Annotated in this window: 10 protein-coding genes; all 10 read left to right on the top strand. The window is 71.3% G+C overall.

Annotation, left to right across the window (positions count from 1 at the left end):
* Positions 1–1353: a recombinase family protein gene (locus ABH920_RS08350; RefSeq protein ID WP_370348293.1), complete on the top strand. Its 1353-nt coding sequence runs from the start codon at positions 1–3 to the stop codon at positions 1351–1353.
* 342 nt (positions 1354–1695) lie between these two features.
* On the top strand, positions 1696–4056 hold the full coding sequence (locus tag ABH920_RS08355; protein WP_370348294.1) for a putative Ig domain-containing protein: 2361 nt from the start codon (positions 1696–1698) through the stop codon (positions 4054–4056).
* Positions 4057–4142: 86 nt separating this feature from the next.
* Entirely contained in the window at positions 4143–7697 is a 3555-nt protein-coding gene (locus ABH920_RS08360) for a CHAT domain-containing protein (protein ID WP_370348295.1), read from the top strand.
* A 165-nt stretch (positions 7698–7862) separates the two neighbouring features.
* The gene (locus ABH920_RS08365; protein WP_370348296.1) at positions 7863–9116 is read left to right on the top strand and encodes a hypothetical protein; all 1254 of its coding nucleotides are present in this window, start codon (positions 7863–7865) and stop codon (positions 9114–9116) included.
* Positions 9117–9273: 157 nt separating this feature from the next.
* Positions 9274–10008 carry a 4Fe-4S single cluster domain-containing protein gene (locus ABH920_RS08370; RefSeq protein ID WP_370348297.1) on the top strand — a complete coding sequence of 245 codons (735 nt, stop codon included), beginning with the start codon at positions 9274–9276 and terminating at the stop codon, positions 10006–10008.
* Positions 9993–13292 carry an AAA family ATPase gene (locus ABH920_RS08375; protein WP_370348298.1) on the top strand — a complete coding sequence of 1100 codons (3300 nt, stop codon included), beginning with the start codon at positions 9993–9995 and terminating at the stop codon, positions 13290–13292. The genes ABH920_RS08370 and ABH920_RS08375 overlap by 16 nt, the downstream gene beginning before the upstream one ends.
* A 423-nt stretch (positions 13293–13715) precedes the next feature.
* Positions 13716–14744, top strand: coding sequence for a hypothetical protein (locus tag ABH920_RS08380; RefSeq protein ID WP_370348299.1), 1029 nt, complete (start codon positions 13716–13718; stop codon positions 14742–14744).
* Positions 14745–15165: 421 nt separating this feature from the next.
* Positions 15166–18210, top strand: coding sequence for a helix-turn-helix transcriptional regulator (locus ABH920_RS08385; protein WP_370348300.1), 3045 nt, complete (start codon positions 15166–15168; stop codon positions 18208–18210).
* Between the two features lie 89 nt (positions 18211–18299).
* A complete protein-coding gene (locus ABH920_RS08390; protein WP_370348301.1) occupies positions 18300–20879 on the top strand; it encodes a caspase family protein in 2580 nt (859 codons plus the stop codon).
* A gap of 71 nt (positions 20880–20950) precedes the next feature.
* The gene (locus ABH920_RS08395) at positions 20951–21196 is read left to right on the top strand and encodes a hypothetical protein (RefSeq protein ID WP_370348302.1); all 246 of its coding nucleotides are present in this window, start codon (positions 20951–20953) and stop codon (positions 21194–21196) included.
* Positions 21197–21231 lie beyond the last annotated feature (35 nt).

Here is a 21231-nt window from a genome sequence, read left to right on the forward strand (position 1 = left end):
ATGGCCGGGCAACAAGATCAGGCGGGGCGCGGCGCACTCTACTGCTGTGTCCCGCACCGGGCCGACGCCGACCAGGCGCCGATCGACGACCAGGAGCGGCAGGGCCGCGCGCGGGCCGCCACGCTCGGCATCAGCGTGCGGCCGGAGCTGGTGTTCGCCGACCGGCAGCGGGCCGTCTGGCAGCCGGACGCCGACCGGCCGGGCTGGACCGCGCTGCTCGCGGCGGTCCGCGAGGGCCGGGCCCGCACGGTACTGGTGTTCCGGCCGTCGACGCTGATCCGCCACCGGCCGGCCGACGTGGTCGAGTTGCTGGTCCTGGCGAAGGCGAAATCGGTGGCTCTGCACGGTTTCGGCGATGCGGTGGATTTGAGCAATCCTCAGATTCGCGAGTCCGCACTTGAGCAAGCGCGGCAACTGCGCCACACCTCCGCCGCACTGTCAGACTCCGTCCGCGCGGCGCACCGGCTGGCTGCGGAATCCGGGCAGCCGCACGGCGGCGGCCGCCGCGCCTACGGCTACGAGACGGGGATGCGGGCCCTGATCCCGGACGAGGCGCGGGTGGTCCAGCAGATCTACTCGCGGTACCTCGACGGCGAGAGCCTGCGCGCCATCGCCTGGGGCCTGAACGCCCGCGGCGTGCCGACCTCCACCGGCAGCACCTGGACCACGACCGGCGTCGACCGGATTCTGCTGGCCCCGCGGTACGCCGGGCTGCGGGTCTTCCGCGGCAGCGTCGACCGCGAGGAGGGCGGGCTGCGTCCGGGGACGTGGGAGCCGTGCGTCAGCATCGAGGACTGGCGCAGCGCGCAGAAGGAGCGGACGGCGCGGGCCGCGGCCAACAGCGGGCACCGGAAACGCGCGCATTACCTGCTGACCGGGCTCGTCATCTGCGGCCAGTGCAACGTCCACATGGTCGGCTCGATCGTCGGCGACTACCGGATGTACGCCTGCGCCTCCCTGAACAGTCCGATGCCCCGGACCTGCAAACTCCACATAGCCGCGGCCTCCTTGGAACGTTTCGTCAGCGAAGCGGCGGTGGGCCTGCTGACCGACCGGGACGGCTCGATCGACCCGGACGGTCCGATCAGCATGCGGCGCGGACCGGCCGAGACGCCGGCCGGCCGCCGCGACGGTTTCCGTCGGGATCACGGACGAGTGGACCTGCGCGACATCCGCGCGCTGGACGGCGTGGCCACCGGGCCGGACGCGGCGCACGAATGGCAGCGGCTGTCGGCGGCGCGGCAGGCTGCGGTGCTGCGCGCGCTGTTCGCGGCGGTGGTGATCGGGCCGAAGACGACCGCGCGCAGCGTCTTCGACACCAGCCGCATCACTTTGGTCCGCGGCGACCCTTGACCCGGTCCCCGGCCTTGACGAGTCCGGGGCCAGCGGATATATGAACTCTGAGATACTACGCGGCGTAGCACTGCGGGTACCGGACGCGGCGCGCGTCCGGTCTCCACCAACCCCCGATTCTTCACCTGATGGAAAAGTACGCAGGCCGAAAGCTATTACTGGCGCGTAGTTCTTCTGCGGTAGCCAGTGGTCTTGTATCTACATACTTATATGAGAGGCCGTTGACCGACCAACTCCGTGGCGCTAATTTCCCCTCCAGATCGATCGGGCTCATCCCCTGCCGAACGGCGTCGTGCCTGACAAGGCGTGCCGCCACCCCACACCGAGAGGGAAACCATCCCCGTGAGAATCAGTTCACGCCTGCGCGCGACCGCGCGCCTGGCAACAGCCGTTGCCCTGGGCAGCGCGCTGGCCGTCGCCGGCGCCTCGGGGGCCACCGCCTCCCCGGCCCCGGCCGCGACCTCCTCGGCATCCGCAAACCTGATCGCCGCGGAAGCCGCCGGTTCCGCCCACGCCTCGCAGCCCGCGCTCTCGACGGCGAACCAGGGCTCCACGCACGCCTGCTCCGCCGTCATCGTCGTCGGCCACCAGTCCTGCTTCGCTCTGAAGCGGAACGGGGTCGGCGTCTCGTCGAATGCGGTCTCCCCGAACGCCATCCCGTCCGGCGTCGGATACGGGCCCTCGCAGTTGCAGTCGGCGTACAACCTGACGTCGACGTCGGCCTCGAACGGTTCGGGCCGCACGATCGCGCTGGTCGACGCCTATGACGACGCCAACGCCGCATCCGACCTGGCCGCGTACCGTTCGGCCGCGGGTCTGCCCGCGGGCACCTTCTCCAAGGTGAACCAGAACGGCCAGACCTCGCCGCTGCCCTCGGCCCCGCCGGCCGGCGACGACTGGACCCTTGAGGAGTCCCTGGACCTGGACATGGCCTCGGCGATCTGCCCGCTGTGCAAGATCGTGCTGGTCGAAGCCAACGACGACTCCAGCGACGGCCTGTACGTCGCGCAGAACACCGCCGCGAGCCTGGCCGGCTACATATCGAACTCGTGGGGCGGCTCCGAGTCCTCGACCGAGAGTTCGCAGGACTCCTCGTACTTCACGCACGCCTCGGGCATCGTGACCACCGTGTCCGCGGGTGACTCGGACTACGGGGCTTCGTACCCGGCGACCTCGCCGAACGTCGTCTCCGTCGGCGGCACGAACCTGACCACCGCTTCGAACTCGCGGGGCTGGACCGAGTCGGTGTGGAACACCACCCCGGGCTCTGAAGGCACCGGATCGGGCTGCTCCTCCTACGAGGCGAAGCCCTCGTGGCAGGCCGCGCTGAGCCTGCCGTCCGGCTGCTCCAACCGCATCGACAACGACGTCGCCGCCGACGCCGACCCGGCCACCGGCGTAGCCGTCTACGACACCTCCAACGGCAACACCGGCTGGAACGAAGTCGGCGGCACCTCGGCCTCCTCCCCCATGGTCGCCGCGATGTTCGCCCTGGCAGGTAACGCCGGCGCCACCCCGGCGCAGGACATCTACCAGCACACCAGCAACTTCTACGACGTCACCTCCGGCAACGACGGCAGCTGCACCCCGGCCTACCTGTGCACCGCCGAAACCGGCTACGACGGCCCCACCGGCATCGGCACCCCCAACGGCATCGCCGGCCTGCAGACCGGCAGCAGCACCGAGACAGTGTCGGTCACCAACCCCGGCACCCAGACCTCGACACAGGGCACTGCGATCAGCACCCTGCAGATCTCGGCGACCGACTCCGCCGGCAAGTCGCTGACCTACTCCGCCACCGGACTCCCGGCCGGCCTGTCGATCAGCAGCTCCGGCGCCATCACCGGCACCCCGACCGGCACCGGCAGCTCGACCGTGACGGTCACCGCATCGTCCGGCACCGCCTCGGGTTCGACGTCCTTCACCTGGACGGTCAACGCCCAGGGCGGCACCGAGACCGTCTCGGTGACCAACCCCGGTAGCCAGACCTCGACGCAGGGCACTGCGATCAGCACCCTGCAGATCTCGGCGACCGACTCCGCCGGCAAGTCGCTGACCTACTCCGCCACCGGACTCCCGGCCGGCCTGTCGATCAGCAGCTCCGGCGCCATCACCGGCACCCCGACCGGCACCGGCACCTCCAGCGTCACCGTGACGGCGTCTTCGGGCACCGCCTCGGGCTCCACGACGTTCTCCTGGACCGTCAACTCCTCCGGCGGCGGCTGCACCGCGACCCAGCTGCTCGGCAACCCCGGCTTCGAGACCGGCAGCGCCACCCCCTGGTCCGCCACCTCCGGCGTCATCAACAGCGACACCACCTCCGAGCCCGCCCACTCCGGCAGCTACGACGCCTGGCTCGACGGCTACGGCACCACCCACACCGACACCCTGTCGCAGAAGGTCAGCATCGCCTCCACCTGCAAGACGGCGAACTTCTCCTTCTGGCTGCACATCGACACCGCGGAGACCACGACCACCACCGCCTACGACAAGCTGTCGGTACAGGTCCTCAACGCCTCCGGCACCGTGCTCGGCACCCTGGCCACCTACAGCAACCTCAACCACAACAGCGGCTACACCCAGCACTCCTTCAGCCTGGCCAGCTACATCGGCCAGACCATCACCCTGAAGTTCACCGGCACCGAGGACTCCTCGCTGCAGACCTCCTTCGTCATCGACGACACCGGTCTGAACGTGAACTGACGACTGAGTAAGTCACCGTCTTAACGACGGCGGGCGGCGGACCGGAAACGGCCCGCCGCCCGTTTTCTGTCCGTCAGACTGAGGACATGGACCACCAGGACCCCTCAAACCTGCGTGAGGAAGTACAAAAGCTGCTGCCCCGAGCGGTGGCGTTGGTCGCCGTGGGGCCTTCGGCGGCACCGCCGTCCGCCCCCGACCTCGACCGGATGATCGAGGAGGCCTCCGAGCTCGAAGCGCGCGCGGGCACCTGCCTCGCCGACGACGACGCGTCGCTGGGCACGCTGCGAGTGGCGTTGGGCACGCTGTACGCGTTCCGGGGCAACCGCTTCGGATGGACGGACGCGCATCGGGCCCAGGCCCTGCGCTGTTTCCGAGCCGCGCGCGCCGGCGGCCACCTGACCGCCGTGGCCAATCTGGAGGCGATGCTGCTGTTCGTGGTGATGCTCGTGCCGGCGAAGGTGGCTGATTTCGGGCCGGACGTGACCGGCAAGCTGGGCTCGATGCTGGCTCTGATCCGGGAGATGCAGGAGAGCGGGCCGATCATCGCCGACCTCCACGAGTTGCGCGAGCTCATCGAGGAGATCGTCGCCGCTCACCCGGACGATCCGCGTGCCGCCAAGTTGAAGGCCTTCAGCGTGACGCTGAACATCTGGTTGCGGCTGATGCGGGATCCCTCGAACGTCACGACGGCCGAGATGCGCGGACACGTCGAAGATCTGCCCGTCCAGCCGACCGGCCAGATCGGGGCGCTCCTGGGCGAGCTGATGAAGCAGGCTGAGAACCTTGAGCGGCGCCAAGATCCTGAGGTACCGAGTCTGCCGGCGGCCGCGGAGACGGCGCTGGCTGCCGACCAGGCCTTGCCCTGGGACGACCTGACCATATTGATCGAGATGTGCGTGCCCGGGGCACTCGATCGGGCCGAGTTCCAGACACTGATCAGCAGCTATGAGGCCGAGGGCACGAGCCGGAGTCTGGGGATCGCCGCGTTCGGCCGGCTCGCCATGGCCGTCCGCACGAATGATCCCCAGGAAGTGGATCGGGCCCTGCGGAACCTGCGGGAGGTGATGAACAGTCCGGACGCCGGTGAGATGGCCTGGCTCCTCACCTCGGTCTATCCCAGCCTGCTGTCATGGTCGGCGTCCTCCCACGGCAACAGGCAGGACGAGGCGAAGGCCTTGGGGCTGTTTCAGGGCGACGGGCTTCAAACGCCGGATCCGGAGCTCGACGAGATCGGTCTGGTGAGCGGAAACCTCGGGCAAAGTCTGCGAATCTCCCAAGCCATCGAGGCCGAGGACGAATCAGCCCTGGCCGGTCTCATCGCAGAGTTCGCCCAAGCCGGTCCGACTCCGGATGCCTTCGCCGAGTGGCAGTTTCTCCAACCGATGCAACAGGCGCTGGCGAAGCTTGCGTTGGCGGTGCGCCGTCACGACGGGGACATGGCTCGCGAGGCGTACGCGCATCTCCAGGTCGCGCGCGAGAAGCCGATGCCGGAGGCGGTACGACCGCTCATGGAAAGCCTCGCGTCCTCGGCGCACATGATCGTCGGGGCGCTCGAGAATCAGCCGGTGGAGGTCGGGAAGGCTGTCGAGAGCGCGCGCGACCTGCTGATGACAGACCTGGGCCCCTACGACGGGGCTGTCCAGACCCGGATGCTTCTGGCCTCCGGGCTGATGGCGCAGTACCTCCTGCTCAGCGACGGTCCCGCCAGGGCAAAGTTCCTCGGTGAGGCGATCGATGCCCTCGAACAGGCCAAGGACCTGCTCACCGAGCGCACCGGCACGCAGACCGCGAGCCGCGTCCTGTGGAGCCTGGCGGAGGCGCTGCGGAGTCGGCGCGACGCCGCGCGGCGCGACAACCGCCGGGCGGTGGCGCTGACGCGGGAGTCGCTGGAGCTGGTGGCCGGGGACGTGCTGTTGCAACTCGGGGCCGAGCACGGGTTGCAGACGGCGCGGACCGGCGCTCTTCGTGGGTTGCGAGCCGCCGGCTGGGCGCTGGAGGAGTACCGCGTCGAGGACGCGATCAGGGTGCTGGAGCTGGGACGAGGCCTCGTCCTGCGCGCCACGGCGACCGCCGGGACCGTGCCGGACCGGCTGCGTGCGGTCCATGAGGTGGAGCTCGCTGAGCAGTGGGAGCGCTCAAGTGCGGGTTCTGGGAAGGATGCCGGCCGGGTCGGCGAAGTCGGCGGGAACGGCGAGGCGGTGTCGGACGCAGCGGTGCCCGGTGCGGACGCCGCGCAGTTCAACTTGCCCAGCGATCTGAGGCGTCGCGCGCTGGAAGCCTTACGCGCGCCGCGTACGGCTGCTTCGGATGCCGCATCGGGACCGGGCTCGGACTCCCAGCCGCAGCGCGATCTGCTGGTCGTGCCGACGCTGGCGCAGATCGTCGGACACCTGGATCGGGCCGGTCTGGATGCCCTGGTCTACCTGCTGCCCGGTACCGACGACACGGCCGGCAAGGTCCTGATGGTCCTCCGGGACGGCGCCACTCGGGAGTTGCCGCTCACCAGCCTGGGGAAGGTGGACGACTACCTCGACCAGTCGGCCCGGCGGTATCAGCGGTTGCGGAGCCAGGAACGTCAGGAACGTCAGGAACGTCAGGAACCGACGCGGGATCTCGAGCCCGAAACGCGCTGGGAGCTCTCGTTGGACGAGCTCTGCGCCTGGGCCGGGACCGCGGTGATGAACCGGGTCATCGCGGCGTTGCCTTTCGTGCCCACGCCGGAAGCCCCCGGCCGTGTCGTGCTCATCCCCTGCGGCCGGCTCGGTCTGGTGCCCTGGCACGCGGCGCTGGTCGCCCCCAGGCCGTCGACGGCGGGGCTGTCCCGGCCGCCGCGGGCGTGCGATGTGCTCGTCGTGTCGTATGCGGCGTCGGCGGATGAGCTGGTGCGCAGTCTTTCCAGGCGCAGGACGCCGTATGCCACGGATCCGGTCCTGGTCGTGGACCCCAGCAGGACCCTGCGTTACGCCGAGGAGGAGGCCGTCACGCTGCGTCGGACCTACCTACCCGCGGCGCGGCTCATGGGGTCGGTGAAGGGCCAGGAGGTCGAGGCGGCGGGGACACCCGAGCAGGTGCAGGCGGCGCTCACCGGGGACGGCGGCCGGGAGCCGGCGTCGATGGTGCAGATCATCGCGCACGGCACGGCGAGTTCGCGGCCGACGGCCTCGCGGCTTCTGCTGGCGCGGCCGGATGGGGCGGAGGAAGAGTCCGAAGACGACGGCGGCCCCGAATACCTCACGGTGGCCGAGATCGTGGACGCCTCGCGGCCCGGCTCGCGAGACCGGTTCTCCTCGCTGGTCATCCTCGACTGCTGCGAGACCGACCTGAGCAGCCGCGACCACGACGAGGCGCTGACCCTCACCACGGCGTTCGTGGCGCGCGGCGCGACCGACGTGATCGGCTCCCGGTGGGCCGTCGACGACTGGGCGACCGCGGTCTGCATGGTCGTCTTCCACCACTATCTCGCCGGCGGCGGCCGTACTCCGGCCGAAGCCCTGCGGGCAGCCCAGCGCTGGATGCTGGACGCCGACCGGGAGCCGATTCCGGCGGTGAGCGAGCATCTGCTCCAGGAGATGCAGACGCCGTTGGACGACGTCTCGAAGTGGGCTCCGTTCATCCACCAGGGCAACGCAGGGCTTTCATAAGGCTTTGACAGCCTGACGGCTTCACAGGCGCCCCTCACCTCGTCGACCACCTGGTCGGCGAGGTGCTTTCTTTCGTGCCGCCCCTCCTCGTCCGTCAGTAATCCACCGCACAGCGTCACGGGTCTGGACCGGCTCTGTCCGTCATATCCGAACGGGAGGGATTGTATGAGTTCTGGAGGAATCCTCATCGCGCCGCCGGCCGTGGCCGCCGCGGCGGCAGCAGCCACGATGCTGGCCGCGGGTGCAGCCGCGGTGCTGGTGGCACGTGCGGCGAACATGGCCGCCGAGGCCGCGTTCCGTGCGGTCGGCGACTATGGCGCCCGGCCGGAGGACCTGGCGGCCGCGCCGTCCGATGCCGAGATCATGGCGCGGATCTGGGGTGTGGTGGCGGCGAACGCGGTCGAGCTGAACAGCCGTATCAGTGCCCTGACGGCGCGGGCCGCCAAGGCCGGCGTCGCGGTCGACGTCCCGGCGCCGGTGAGCATCTCCGGCTGCACCGCGGCCGAGGCGTCGCGGCGTGCCGAGCTGACGGCGCAGCTGGTGGCCCGGGCGCAGGCGGCGGTGCGGGTCGCGGTGGCCGACGACGAGGCCAGGCACCTGGGCGCGTATCTGCCGCAGTACGTCATGGCCCGGCCGGATGCCGCCAAGGCTCTGAAGGAATACCAGCAGATACTGCAGAAACGGGGCGAGCAAGGCGAGTCGGCCGCGGCCGGCAGCGAGACGCCGATGAAGCCGACGCCGGCCGACGTCAAGGCGGTCCTGGCGACCCTGGACCCGGACGCCGACGAGCGCGAGCACCTGGAAGTGCTGGCCGCCGCGGCATGTGTCGCGCAGGACGACGCCCGCGAGGCGCGGTCGTACCTGGAGGGTCTGCGGGCCAAGGTGAGCGCGGTGAACGCGGCGGCCGCCCGGCGCCGGCTGACCGGGCAGTGGCTGGTGGTGCTGGAGGAGCAGTCGGCACTGGGCGATCCCCCGACGCCGTTCTCCGGCACGGCCGCGAAGCTGCGGGCCGTGGTGGCCGGCGACCGCGACCTGAGCGCGGATCTGCGGGCCGAGGGCGCCGAGGCCGCCGAGTGGGCCGCCGCGCAGGCGCGCTGCCGCTTCGTCAAGGGTCTGATGCGCTCGTGCCTGACCGATCTGGGCTACTCGCTGGAACCGGAGTTCGACGTGCGGCACTCGGGCGAGCTGCGGCTGGCCCGGCCGGACTGGGGCTCCGAGCACTCGGCGGAGATCTGGATCGACAGCCACGGCACCGTACACGGCCGGGTCGTGCGCGCGCACGGCGTGGAGGGCGACGAAGCCGCGGCCCGGGAGCGGGAGCGCTGCGTCGGCTTCAACGCCGACATCCGGACGCTGGGCAGCCGGCTCGGCGCGGCCGTGGTCACCGACGAGGGCTACGTGCCGCAGGGGACATCATGATGCGCTCCGTCGAGGCCGTCCGTCAGCACAACCACGATGACCCGTCGCCGAACGGGGAGGGGACGATCGGCGGCGTCACCGGGGGGAACGGTCCCGGGCCGGCGTCTGACGACGCTCAGGCCCGGGACCGGGCCCGGCACGGCCGGAGGACTCCGGCATGAGCGCCCCGACACTCCGGATCAGCCGGAGCCACTATCCCGTCACCGCCCTCGGCCCCGGAATCCGCCTCGGGGTATGGGTGCAGGGATGCCCGCTGGCCTGCCACGGCTGCATGTCCCGGGACACCTGGGACGCCGCCGGCGGCGTCGACGTCGCGGTCGAGGATCTGATCGACCGCTGGCGGACCGCGCTGGCCGACGGGGCCACCGGGCTGACCGTCAGCGGCGGCGAACCGCTGGAGCAGGCCGGGCCGCTCGCGGAGTTCCTGCGGCGCGCGGCCGAGGTCCGCGCTGCGGTCCGTGCCGACGGCGCGGTCGCTGCGGCAGCCGGCTACGGCGAGGCCGACATCCTGCTGTACACCGGGTACGAGCTCGCCGAGCTCGACGAGGAGCAGCTGGCCGCGACGCGGTACGCGGACGCGCTGATCAGCGGCCGTTATGAGGCCGGGCAGCCGACGGATCTGGTGTGGCGCGGCTCCGCGAACCAGCGGCTGAGGCCGCTCACCGAGCTGGGGCTCCGGCGCTACGCGGTTTCCGTGGACAAGCATGTGCCCGCTCCCCCGCTGCAACTGCGCGTGGACGAATCAGGGGTCTGGGTCATCGGGGTGCCTCGGCCCGGCACCCTGAGCCGTATCGACCGGACGCTGCGGCAGGCCGGGCTGGTCGTGGACGGGGTCACCTGGCGGGCTTCCGGCAAGAAAGAAAGCGAGGTGCTGCCATGTCCGAACGACTGACGCGCTTCGAGGGATTCCGGGACTCGGTGCGCGCCCGAATGACGGATGCGCTCGCGCAGGAGTTGAACGTGCTGTGGAACCGGGCCGCCGCGGCCGGGGTCGAGCCCGAGCGGATGGCTGCGGCGTTGGAGACCTGGCGCGGCCGGATGCAACGGGCCGCGCACGGCAGGGTCGGTGGGGCGGCGACGTCGTTCGTCAGCACGTCGTACGTCAGCACGCCGTTCGTCAGTCGGACCGCCGAACTCGGGCAGCTCGTCGATCTGGTGCGCCAGGCCGGATCGGGGCGGGCCGGCACGGCGATGATCGCCGGCGAGGCGGGTGTCGGGAAGACGCGGTTGATCGCCGAGTTCACCGAGCAGGCTCGCCACGACCTCAACGCGCATGTGTTGTCGGGTTCGTGCGTCAAGCTCGGCGACGGGGTCCTGCCGTACGCGCCGCTGGTCGAGTCGCTGCGTGCGCTGCTCTGGGAGAAGGGTCCTGAGATGGTGCGGCAGGTGGCCGGGCCGGCGTGGAACGATCTGGCCGATCTGGTCTCGGATGTCGCAGGGGGCGGTTTCGGGAGCGGTGGCGGTGGCTCGGCTGGTGCCGCCGGGCCGGACGTGGGAGTGCCGGGACGGTTGCGGATCTTCAACGCCGTGCGGCGGATGCTGGAACGGCTCGGCACGACCGCGCCGGTGGTGCTGGTCTTCGAGGACCTGCACTGGGCCGACCAGTCGACGCTGGATCTGGTCTCGTATCTGACGCACACGATGGCCGACGAACGGACGCTGTTGGCGTGCAGCCACCGGTCCGCGCTGCCGGCGGGGCACCGGCTGCGGAAGATGCTGGCCGAGCCGGGATTCGGGCCGCGGGTGACGAGTATGGAGTTGCCGCGCTTCACCGAGGCGGAGCTGACCTTGTTCCTCGACGAGTTCGCGCCGCTGGATCGGGACGCGACGCGGCGGTACTACGAGGTCTGCGACGGCAACGCGTTCTTCGCTGAGCAGTTGGCGGTGTCCGGGGTGTTGAGCGGGCCGGCCGACTCGGTCGAGGAGCCCGTGCCGCGGTCCGTCGAGGAGTTGGTGCTGGCTCGGGTTTCCGCGCTCAGTGCGGCGGCTCGGCGCGTCCTGCGGATCGCGTCGGCGGCACGTCGGGTCGACGATCGGTTGCTGGAGGCGGTGAGCGGGCTGGAGCCCGATGTCCTCGACGAGGCACTGAACGAGTGCCAGGACCAGGGCATGCTGGTTCTGGACGCGGTCGAGGGCCGGTACGTCGTGCCGCACGCGCTGCTCGGCTCGGCGGTCTACAAGGCGATGGCTCCGCGAGAGCGCCGGTGTCTGCATGGTGAGGTCGCTCAGGCGCTGGCTGCGGGCGCCGGGGGTGCTTTCGCCAGGGACTGGGGCGTCGCGGTGGAGGTGGCGCACCACTGGCATCGGGCGCGGCGTCGTCCGGAGGCGCTGGTCGCGGCCGTGCGGGCCGGGGAGACGACGATGCGGGTGCGCGGCTTCCCCGAGGCGGTGGGCCACTATCGACGGGCACTGACTTTGTGGGAGCAGGTGGCCGAGCCGGAGGAGTCGGCGCACTGTTCCCGCGAGCAGATCCTGCTCGCATTGGCGGACGCGGCCCGGTGGGCCGGGCACGCCGGGCAGGCCGTCGCGCATGTGCAGGAGGCGGTCGACGCCGCGGGACCGCATGCGAACCCGCGGCGCTTGGGCGAGTTGTACGAGCGGCTGGGCAGCTACCAGCGGGAGGCGCGGGTGGTGCCCGAGGACGGCCACGCGTACGCCGAGGCCGTGCGGCTGTTGGCGCAGGCCGCGCCGGACGAGGCGGTGTACGCCCGGGCGTTGTCCGGGCTGGCGATGGCCGAGGTGCGGGCGGGGGCGTACGACACGGCGCTGGACCGTGCGCAGGAGGCGGTGGCGCTGGCGCACGACTGCGGCGACGCCGCCGCGGAGAACAAGGCGCTCAACGCGGCCGGCGTGGCGCTGGCCGTCAGCGGCCGGACGGCGGAGAGCGAGCCGGTGCTGCGGCAGGCGCTGGACGTCGCGGACCGCGCCGACCGCCTAGAGGACGTGCTGCGCACGTACAGCAACCTCGCGCGAACGCTGGCCTTCACCGGCGACACGGCCGGCTCGGCCGACCAGGCCCGCGCCGGCCTCCGACGCGCCCAGGCGCTGGGGCTGGCGGGCACGCGCCTCGGCGGCGCACTGGCCGGCAACGCCGGCTCGTCGCTGATGCTGCTGGGGCACTGGAACGAGGCCACGGACCTGCTGAACGAGGCGCTGGCGGACCGCCCGCACGCCGAGAACACCGCCCGCCTACGGCTGACCCTGGCCGGCATCGAGGTGGAACGCGGCCGGTTCGCCGACGCGGAGACCCTGATCGACGAACTGCGCGGACAGCACAGCGGCGACCCGTGGCTCACCGCGGCACTGCACGCCTGCGAGGCGGAGCTCTGGTGCTGGCGCGGGCAACCGGTCCGGGCCTACGGGGCGGCGTGCCGGGGTCTGGAGGGCACCGACAACGCACTGATGCGCCTCCGCCTGTGCGCGGTGGGGCTCCGGGCAGCGGCCGACCACCGCCTGCGGCACTCGAGCGGGATTCCGGCGGCGGGCGGGGACCTGGTCGACATCGCCACGGAGGAGGCGGCGACGCTGCCGGAGACCGCGGTGGTGCAGCTGCTGCGGCGACAGTGCGAGGCCGAGCATCGGAGGGCGTCGGCGGCGGACTCGCCGGAGGACTGGGCCGCGGTCGCCGCGGGTTGGGACGGGGTGGAGCGGCCGTATCCGGCGGCGTACGCGCGATGGCGGGAGGCAACTGCGGCAGTGCGCGATGGCGCGGCGGGAGCGGTGGCGACGGCGACTCAGGCCGCTGAGGCCGCGGCTCGGCTCGGGGCGGAGCCTTTGCGGGCTGAGGCGGCGCGGTTGGTCGCGCGGTTGGGGGGCGGGGGCACGGCGGGCGGCCTGACCGGCGATATCGCAGCCGAGAGCAAGACAATCGGCATCGCAGTGGACGAACATGTGGCCAGCAGCGACACGGCGGGCGGTAGCGCGGCGCGTGATGCAGCGGCAGGCAGTGCGGTGGCGCCCGAACTCGGCATCGCGTCCCTGACCCCGCGCGAGGCCGATGTGCTCCGGCTGCTCGCCACCGGCTGCTCCAATCGCGAGATCGGGAGTCGCTTCCAGCTCGCCGAGGGCACTGTGGCCACGCATGTGCATCGCATCATGCGCAAGCTCGGGGTGCAGAACCGGACCGAGGCGGCGTTGTGGGCCGTCAGGAATGGGCTTGGGGCGGAGGGCGAGTAGGGGTTCTCCGGCGGCGTCGCCCCGGCCGTGGCGGGTCGGGGTGGCGTCGCGGCGTGTCCGTCAGGGTCACAGGGTGCTGAGAATGCTCGCGGATGCCTCGCCGTGCGGGGTAATGGAAGCGTCTACGCGGGCCGGCGCCGAGGTCGCGTGGGGGTAATGGAATCTCAGCGATCGGCGTCGCAGGGCTCTCCGTCGGCCGCTTCGGGGCCCTGGCACGTACTTAGTTATTAGTGTCTTTCTTCTTACCGCTAGCCGGGATACGGCGCGGCTCCTTACCGTGAAATCGCCTCGGAAAACACGATTTCCGAGTCCGGCTTCCGGACCATCCCTGCTGATCTTACGCGCTCCGCTGCACGTACGGCGCGCGATTTCGGCATCCGTGAAACGGCCTGCGGAAGCGGTAGAAGGAGAAAGGGACGCGGCATGGCCGACAAGAACCCGGAACACGAGAATGACGAAGAGGAAATCAAGAAGGCGGCTCGGGAAGGGCGGTTGGGGGATTACCTGGCGCAGAATCCCGACACCGCCAAGCCGGCGCTGTACCGGTTCGTCATGGAGGTCGTCTTCGAGCGCCTGACGCGCCGCTTGGAGCGCGGGCGGGGACACCACCGGTGTGCCGCCAGTGCGGACTTTCTGCTGCCCGAGTGTCATGATCGTTTTCAGGACGATGTCGAGGCCGCGCTGAACGACCTTGACAAGCACTCCACCAAGCAGATCGCGAATCTCGGCGGCTGGATAGCCTCGCGGCTGAACGCCGTCACTGTAGATGCCAATCGCAAGCGTCGTGGCGAGCGCGGTGCCCAGCAGCGGCCGCGGCTGCCGCTGTGGCTGGGCGACGCCCTCGGCCAGGATCAGTGGCTGCTCGCCTTGGCCCTGGACCTCCTGACCTGGGTCGGGGTGCCGACCGTGGCGCCCGGGGGGCTCTGGCCGCTCGGCGCCTGGGCCGACAAGCGCGCGGCGTTCACCGGCGATCCCGGTGTCACCGAGCGGCAGGTCGCCACCGATGTCGAGCGCGTGCTGGCCGCCATGAAGCAGAATCCGGCCTGGTACGAGCGCTACGTCGAGCGCCCGCTGGGGCACAAGCAGGCGCCTCTCATGTGCGCGCCGCGTGCCGACGGCGACACCGAGCGCGAGCCCGACTACGTCTGCTGCGCCGGCCCGGACCAGTCGGCCGAGGCCGAGCTGCACGAGCTGGCCGCCCGCGTGATCGACCGGGTCGAGGCCCGCCTGCGGACCGGCGACGACCCGCGCACCGCCCTCGCGGACAGCCTCACCGAGGTCTTCCACGGCGGCACCGGCTCCGAACACCTCGACCGCACCCCCGGCAGCGCCCCCGACCTCGACGAGCGCGTGGCCCGGATGATCGAGGACCCCGAGGCCCTGGCCCGCGTGACCGAGGTGCTGCTGGACATCCTGCTCGATGCGCTGGCGCAGGACGAAGAAGACACGTGAGGCCACCACATCTGGCCTGGAGGAACGCTTCCAGGCCAGGTGCCCCACCGGACCGGCGGCACTCCGCGACGACCGTCGGTCAGAACCTGTCTGGAAGGAGACCCGTGAATTCCAGCGAGAACGCCACCGCCGCAACGGCCACGGCCGTCGCGGCCGACCGGGAAGACGCCGCGCTCCGTACCGCCGCCGCGACGCGGAGCCCGCACAAGGCAGTCAGGGCTTTGAAACACGCCGCAGACCGCTCAGGGATGCCCCGCCAACGTCGCAGAGTCCTGCGGCGGCAAGGAAAATCTCCCTGCTCAACCGGCCAGCCTATCGTCGGCGGCACGGCATGATGCCGAATGTTCGGTATCTCCAGCTCACGGAACCAGAATCCGTCATTGGGTACCGGTGTCCACCGTGGTCGCGCCACAATGACGCCATGACGGCCGAACGATTCGTCGGACGCGACCATGAACTCCAGCAGCTGCGGGGCCTGCTCGATCAGGCGGCCGCCGGGCGGGCCGGCACGGTCGTGCTGGGCGGCGAGGCCGGGGTCGGGAAGAGCCGGCTGCTGGCGCAGTTCGTCGCGGAGGCGGAGAAGGACCACCAGGCGCACGTGCTGCGCGGAGCGTGCATCGAGCTCGGTGGCGGCCTGATCCCGTACGCGCCGCTGGTCGAGTCGCTGCGGATGCTGGTGCGCGAGCGCGGCGAGGACGAGATCCGGGCCGCGGTCACCGATTCCACCTGGAACGACCTGGAGCACCTGGTCTCCGACTTCACCGGGACGGCGGTCGCCGCCGCCCCGGACGTGGCGCCGTCCGGCTCCGCGCAGCTCCGGGTCTTCGGCGCGGTCCTCAGGATGCTGGAACACCTCGGGAAGAGCGCGCCGGTGGTGCTGGTCTTCGAGGACATGCACTGGGCCGACCAGTCAACGCTGGACCTGGTCTCCTTCCTGGCCCGGCGGCTGTCGAGCGAGCGCGCGCTACTGGTGTGCAGCCACCGCTCGGTCCTCGTCCCCGGGCACGCACTGCGGGTGCTGCTGGCCGAGCCCGAGTTCAAGCGGCACGTCCATCCGGTGACGCTGCCCTCCTTCACCGAGCGCGATCTCAGGGACTTCATCGGCGCGCTCTTCCCCGACGCGGCCACGGCGCCGGACCGGGACCTGGTACGGCGGTGCCACCAACTCTCCGGCGGCAACGCCTACTTCGCCGAGCAACTGCTGCTCTCCGGGGCGCTGACCGATCCGAACGCCAGCCGCGTCCCCGAGTCCATCAACGAGCTGATGATCACGCGCATCGCCGCACTCAGCGAACCGGCCCGGCAGGTGATGCGCGTCGCGGCAGCCGCCGCCCGGCGCCTGGACGACCGGCTGCTGGAGGCCGTCTGCGGCCTGCCCTCCGACGTCCTCGACGCCGCCCTGCGCGAATGCCGCAACCAGGGCATGCTCGTCGTCGACCCGGTCGAGCAGGAGTCCTACGCCATCCAACACGCCCTGCTCAGCGAAGCCGTCTACCAACAGATGGGCATAGGCGAGCGCCGGCGGCTGCACACCAGGATGGCCGAGGCGCTGACCGAGGACGTGGCGCTGGGTCTGGCACACGGCTGGGGCGCCGAGGTCGAGCTGGCGCATCACTGGTTCCACACCGATCACCGCCCCGAGGCGCTGGCCACGGCGGTGCGCGCCGGTGAGGCCACGATGCGCGTGCGGGCGTTCCACGAAGCGGAGAGCCAGTACGGACGGGTGCTGGACGAGCTGTGGGCCAGGGTCCCGAATCCGGAGGCAGCCGCGGGCCGCTCCCACGTGGACCTGCTCGACGCCGCCGCGGCCGCCTCGCGCTGGGCCGGGCACGTCCCGCAGGCCGTCGCCCGGCTGCGGAAGGCGATCGAGGCGGTGGCCGGCCAGCAGGATCCGGGCCGGCTCGGCGAGTTGTACGAACGCCTCGGCAGCTATCACTGGGAGAACGGAGCGGTCGCCGAGGGACGGTCGGCCTACACCGATGCCGTGCGCCTGTTGGCGGCGGCCGCCCCTGAGGGCGCGGCCCATGCCCGGGCGCTGGTCGGGCTGGCGATGGCGGAGATCCGGGCGGGCTCCTACCAGGCCGCGCTGGACCGGTCGGAGCGGGCGGTCGCGCTGGCCGAGACCGCGGGCGACGCGGCCGCCATGGGCCGGGCGCTGAACGCCGTGGGCTTGGCGTTGTCGATGGCGGGACGTGTCGGGGAAGGTGCGCCCCGGCTGCGGCAGGCCGTGGAACTGGCCGACCAGGAGGATCATCTGGAAGGGCTGCTCGGCGCGTACGGCAATCTCGCTGTGGCGCTGGAGCTGGCCGGGGATCTGGACGGCTCGGTCGCAGCGGCGCGCACCGGCCTGGAGCGCGCCCAGGCGATCGGGGTGACCGAACTACGGTTGGCAATCGTCCTGGCGAACAACGCCGGGGCGTCGCTGATGCTGCTGGGCCGGTGGGACGAGGCCGGCGAGGTCCTGGCGCGGGCGATGGCCGACCGGCCGCGGCTGGAGCTGAGCGCCTATCTGCGGCTCACCGTCGCCGAGTTCGATGTGGCGCGCGGCGAGTTCGCCGCGGCCGAACGCCTGATATCCGAGGTCGGCGACCAGGGGATCACCGACCCGCGCTTCGTCGCCGCGTTGCACACGTGTCAGGCGGAACTGGCGTGTTGGAAGGACCAGCCGTCGGAGGCGCTGGACGCGGTGCGCCAGGGTCTGGCCGCGGTCGCGGACACTGAGAACGTGCTCGTCCGGCTGCGCCTGTACTCGGTCGGCCTGCGGGCCGCGGCGGACCGCGCCGCGCGCGCCGTGGCGGCGGGCACGCCGACCTCCGAGGCCGCCGAGCTCGGCGCGGAGCTGATCGCCGACGCCGAACAGCAGGCCGCCACCATGCCGGGGATCGACGAAGTGCAGATCCTGCTGCAGCTGTGCCGGGCCGAGTACCACCGGACGCTCGGCGACGACACGGTCCCGCTGTGGGACGACGTCGCGACTGCCTGGGCGCGGATCGGCCGTCCGTACCCGATGGCGTACGCGCGCTGGCGGCAGGCCGCCGCGGCCCTGGCCGCCGGGGACGAGGAGGCCGCGGCCGCCGCGGTGGCGGAGGCGATGGACACGGCGACCCGGTTGGGAGCCGAGCCGTTGAAGGGGGCGGTGGAGAAGCTGAACGCTGATTCGGGGCCCCAGTCTCAGCCTCAGCCGCAGGAGCCGGATTCGCAGCAGGTGGCGGTGATTCCGGTTATGCCGCCCGTGCGGCCCTATCGCCTGACGAAGCGGGAATGGGAGATCTTCCGGATCCTGGTCACGAAAGCCGCGACCAACCGGCAGATCGCCAGAGAGTTCGGCATCGAGGAGACCACCGTCGCGACCCACGTGTACCGCATCTGCCACAAGCTCGATGTCCAGAGTCGGAACGAGGCGACCGTGATCGCACTGACCACCGGCTTGTTCGAGGACCCCCGGGGCGGGGCGCCGACCGCCTAGTGACGCGGCGCCCGCCGGCGGGCCCGGACGCCGGGGTCCGTCATGTATTCGTTGGACTCGTTGTTTCCGCACGCGACAAAGGACACGCCATGCCTGGAAGAGCACTGCTGATCGGCGGCGCCCTCGAACAACTCACCGGTGTCGACAACGACATCGCGGCGATGAAGGAAGCGCTGGAGAACCGCGGGCTGACCGTGGACCCGGAGTTCGTCCTCACCGGGAAGAACGCGACTCGGGCCGCGATCCTGAAGGCCTACGAGCACCTGATCTCCCTGGCCGTGCCCGGGGAACCGTCAGTGGTCTACTACAGCGGGCACGGCGGCCGGGCGCTGCCGCCGCCGGCCGCGGCTTCCACGGCGCCCGACTCCGAGCCGGAGCCCATGGACCTGCAGTTCATCGTCCCCTACGACTTCGACCAGTCCGGGCCGGGCGATTTCCGCGGGATCACGTCGGTGGAGCTGTCGGTTCTGCAGAGCCGGCTGACCGAGCGGACCGACAACGTGGTGTCGATCTTCGACTGCTGTCATTCCAGCCGCATGTCGCGTATCGAGTTCAAGCCGAAGCGCACCGGCCACGTGACCAGCTACGAGGAGCTGAGCTCGCACATCGCGCGGATGGAAGCCGAGGGGCTGCGCTCGGGCCTCGCGCGCTCGGCCGGGAACCACCAAGCCGTGCGGATCGTGGCCTGCGCGCCGGAACAGCTGGCGTACGAGTACCCCGGTGTCGGCGGCAAGCGGATCGGCATCATGACCGAAGCCCTCACGATGGCGCTGCACGCCGTGGGCCGGGAGAAGGTCACTTGGGCGAGTCTGCTCGACGGCATCCGTTTCCGGGTCTCCAAACTGGTCTTCGACCAGCGTCCCGAAGCCGAGGGCCCGTCCCGCCGACTGCTGTTCGAGACGACCGAGGGCGACCACCTCGACTCGCTCCCGGTGCAGGACATCGGCGGCAGCCGTCTCCAGCTCGATTGCGCGCCGCTGCTCGGCGTGCGCCTGGGCGACGTCTTCACGATCGTGTCGCCGTCCGAGGACACGATCGGCGAGCTGACGGTGGACGCGGTCGGGCCGCTGTTCGCCCAGGGGCCGCTGACCTCGGCGAGCGGGGCCACGCCGGTGCCGACGGGCTCGCGGGCGGTGCGGGTGAAGGCGTCGGCGCCCAAACTCGTGGTGTCGATACCCACCGACGCCACGCACAGTACGGAACTGCGGAGCGCGGTGCAGGACTCCGTCCTGCTCCGGGTCGCCGAGGGCGACGAGCCCTTCGCCGCCCAGCTGCGGACCGACGAGTACGGCGGCGTGACGGTGGCCGACAGGCTGGGTGCGCTGCACGAGCCGCGGACCGGCACCGCGGCCGACCGCGCCGAGGCGGTCAGCGATTTGGAACGGCTGGCCCGGGCCACGGCGCTGCGCACCCTGGACGCCGACTCCAGCTGGGCCCTCGGTGCGAAGGTCACGTACGAGTGGGGCCTCGTGGAGGACGGGCAGCGCCGGCCGTTGCCCGAGGCCGGCGCGGTGGTCCGGGCAGGTCAGAAGGTGTACATCAGTGTCCGCACCCAGAACGACGCTCCCGTGTACGTCACGCTGGTGGACATCGGTATCACCGGGAGCATCACGGTCCTGACGAATATGGCGCCGTCCGGCTACCGCCTGTCGCTCAACGATCAGCAGGAGTACGTGTTCGGCTACGAACTCGTGCCGCGCGCCCTCGAAGGAAAGGCCCTGGGCTGGCCGAGCGATCTGGCCCTGGTGAACTCCCGGACCGAGACGGTACTCGCCTTCGTGACGGAGCAGCCCCAGGATTTCAGTGCCCTGAAACAGCATGGAATCGTCACCACGCGGCGGCCCGGCGAGCTGATCTCGCCGCTGACGGCGGTGGTGGACCAGGTCGCCGCCGGCGGCGACCGGGACCTGCCCCAGGACCGCAGCGTGAGCGGCCGTTACGACGTCCGGAAGATCGACTTCGAGCTCGAACCGGCGTCCGGCCCCGGCTTCCTGGTCGAGGAGGTGGCGGTCCCGGGGACCGCCGGTGTGACGCCGCGCGGCACGGAGGTCGGCACGGTCAGCCCGGCCGGCCCGAACCTGCCGACCAGCCTCACCGTGCCGACCGCGGTGGCGGTCCGGCTGGACGAGCTGGTGGTCCACCGCAACCGGGCCCGGTTCGGCGGGGCCGACATCCGGGTCGACGCGATCGTGCTGACCGGGAGCAAGGACTCGCCGCGGCCCGCGTTCCGGGCGCGGACCCAGCGGTTCTCGCGGATCCGGGACGGCGAGCCGCTGCCGCTGGACCGGATGCTCGTCTTCCACGGCCCGGTGGTGGACTACCTCGACATCGCGCTGTGGGTGTCGCGGGACAGCGACGGCGCCGTGGACCTCGGCGAGCTGCTGAGCGACGAGGCCGCCGCCTTCGAGATGCAGGAGGCGCTGGCGAAGGCGGGCGGGGCGATGACCGGCCTGCCCTACGCCGCCGCGGCGGCGGCCATGGTGGGCGTCGGCGCGATCGTGGTGAATGTCGCCTACCGGCTGCTGCGCGGGACGGTCAGCGACGTCATCGGGCTCTACCGGGGCTCGCGGCTCGCCGGCGAGACGTTCGGCGTCGGGCGCCACCCCGCCGAGGGCGCGCGGCGGGTCCAGGACTTCTCCCTGGCCTACAGCATCGACGACGTGTCCTGACGAACCCCGGTCCGTCAGGTAGTCGGCGGAACGGGGAATCGCAAGTATCCCAATGGAAGGAAACCCGAGAGATGACCGACAGCAGCACCGACAAGCAGATCACCGTCGACGGCGCCGTGTGGATCCTGCCGGAGACACCGGACGCGGCCGACGTCTTCAAGCAGATCGAGGACGCGCTCGACAACGGCACCGTCGCGCGGGTGGCCGTGCTGGACGCGAAGCGGCGCCGGGTCGAGATCCTGATCAACGGACGCACCGTCACCAGCGTGATCCTGGACGCCTGCGTGGACCCGCGGCCGAGCGAGACCTCCATCTGAGCGCCTCGCGGCGGCGGTCCGGTCACCCCGGGGGT

Source organism: Catenulispora sp. EB89 (assembly GCF_041261445.1).
Taxonomy (GTDB): domain Bacteria; phylum Actinomycetota; class Actinomycetes; order Streptomycetales; family Catenulisporaceae; genus Catenulispora.

Excerpts from the sequence above, each read along its gene's own strand:
- ABH920_RS08350 (WP_370348293.1), top strand. The coding sequence starts at position 1 with ATGGCCGGGCAACAAGATCAGGCGGGGCGCGGCGCACTCTACTGCTGT.
- ABH920_RS08360 (WP_370348295.1), top strand. The coding sequence starts at position 4,143 with ATGGACCACCAGGACCCCTCAAACCTGCGTGAGGAAGTACAAAAGCTG.
- ABH920_RS08365 (WP_370348296.1), top strand. The coding sequence starts at position 7,863 with ATGAGTTCTGGAGGAATCCTCATCGCGCCGCCGGCCGTGGCCGCCGCG.
- ABH920_RS08370 (WP_370348297.1), top strand. The coding sequence starts at position 9,274 with ATGAGCGCCCCGACACTCCGGATCAGCCGGAGCCACTATCCCGTCACC.
- ABH920_RS08375 (WP_370348298.1), top strand. The coding sequence starts at position 9,993 with ATGTCCGAACGACTGACGCGCTTCGAGGGATTCCGGGACTCGGTGCGC.
- ABH920_RS08380 (WP_370348299.1), top strand. The coding sequence starts at position 13,716 with ATGGCCGACAAGAACCCGGAACACGAGAATGACGAAGAGGAAATCAAG.
- ABH920_RS08385 (WP_370348300.1), top strand. The coding sequence starts at position 15,166 with ATGACGGCCGAACGATTCGTCGGACGCGACCATGAACTCCAGCAGCTG.
- ABH920_RS08390 (WP_370348301.1), top strand. The coding sequence starts at position 18,300 with ATGCCTGGAAGAGCACTGCTGATCGGCGGCGCCCTCGAACAACTCACC.
- ABH920_RS08395 (WP_370348302.1), top strand. The coding sequence starts at position 20,951 with ATGACCGACAGCAGCACCGACAAGCAGATCACCGTCGACGGCGCCGTG.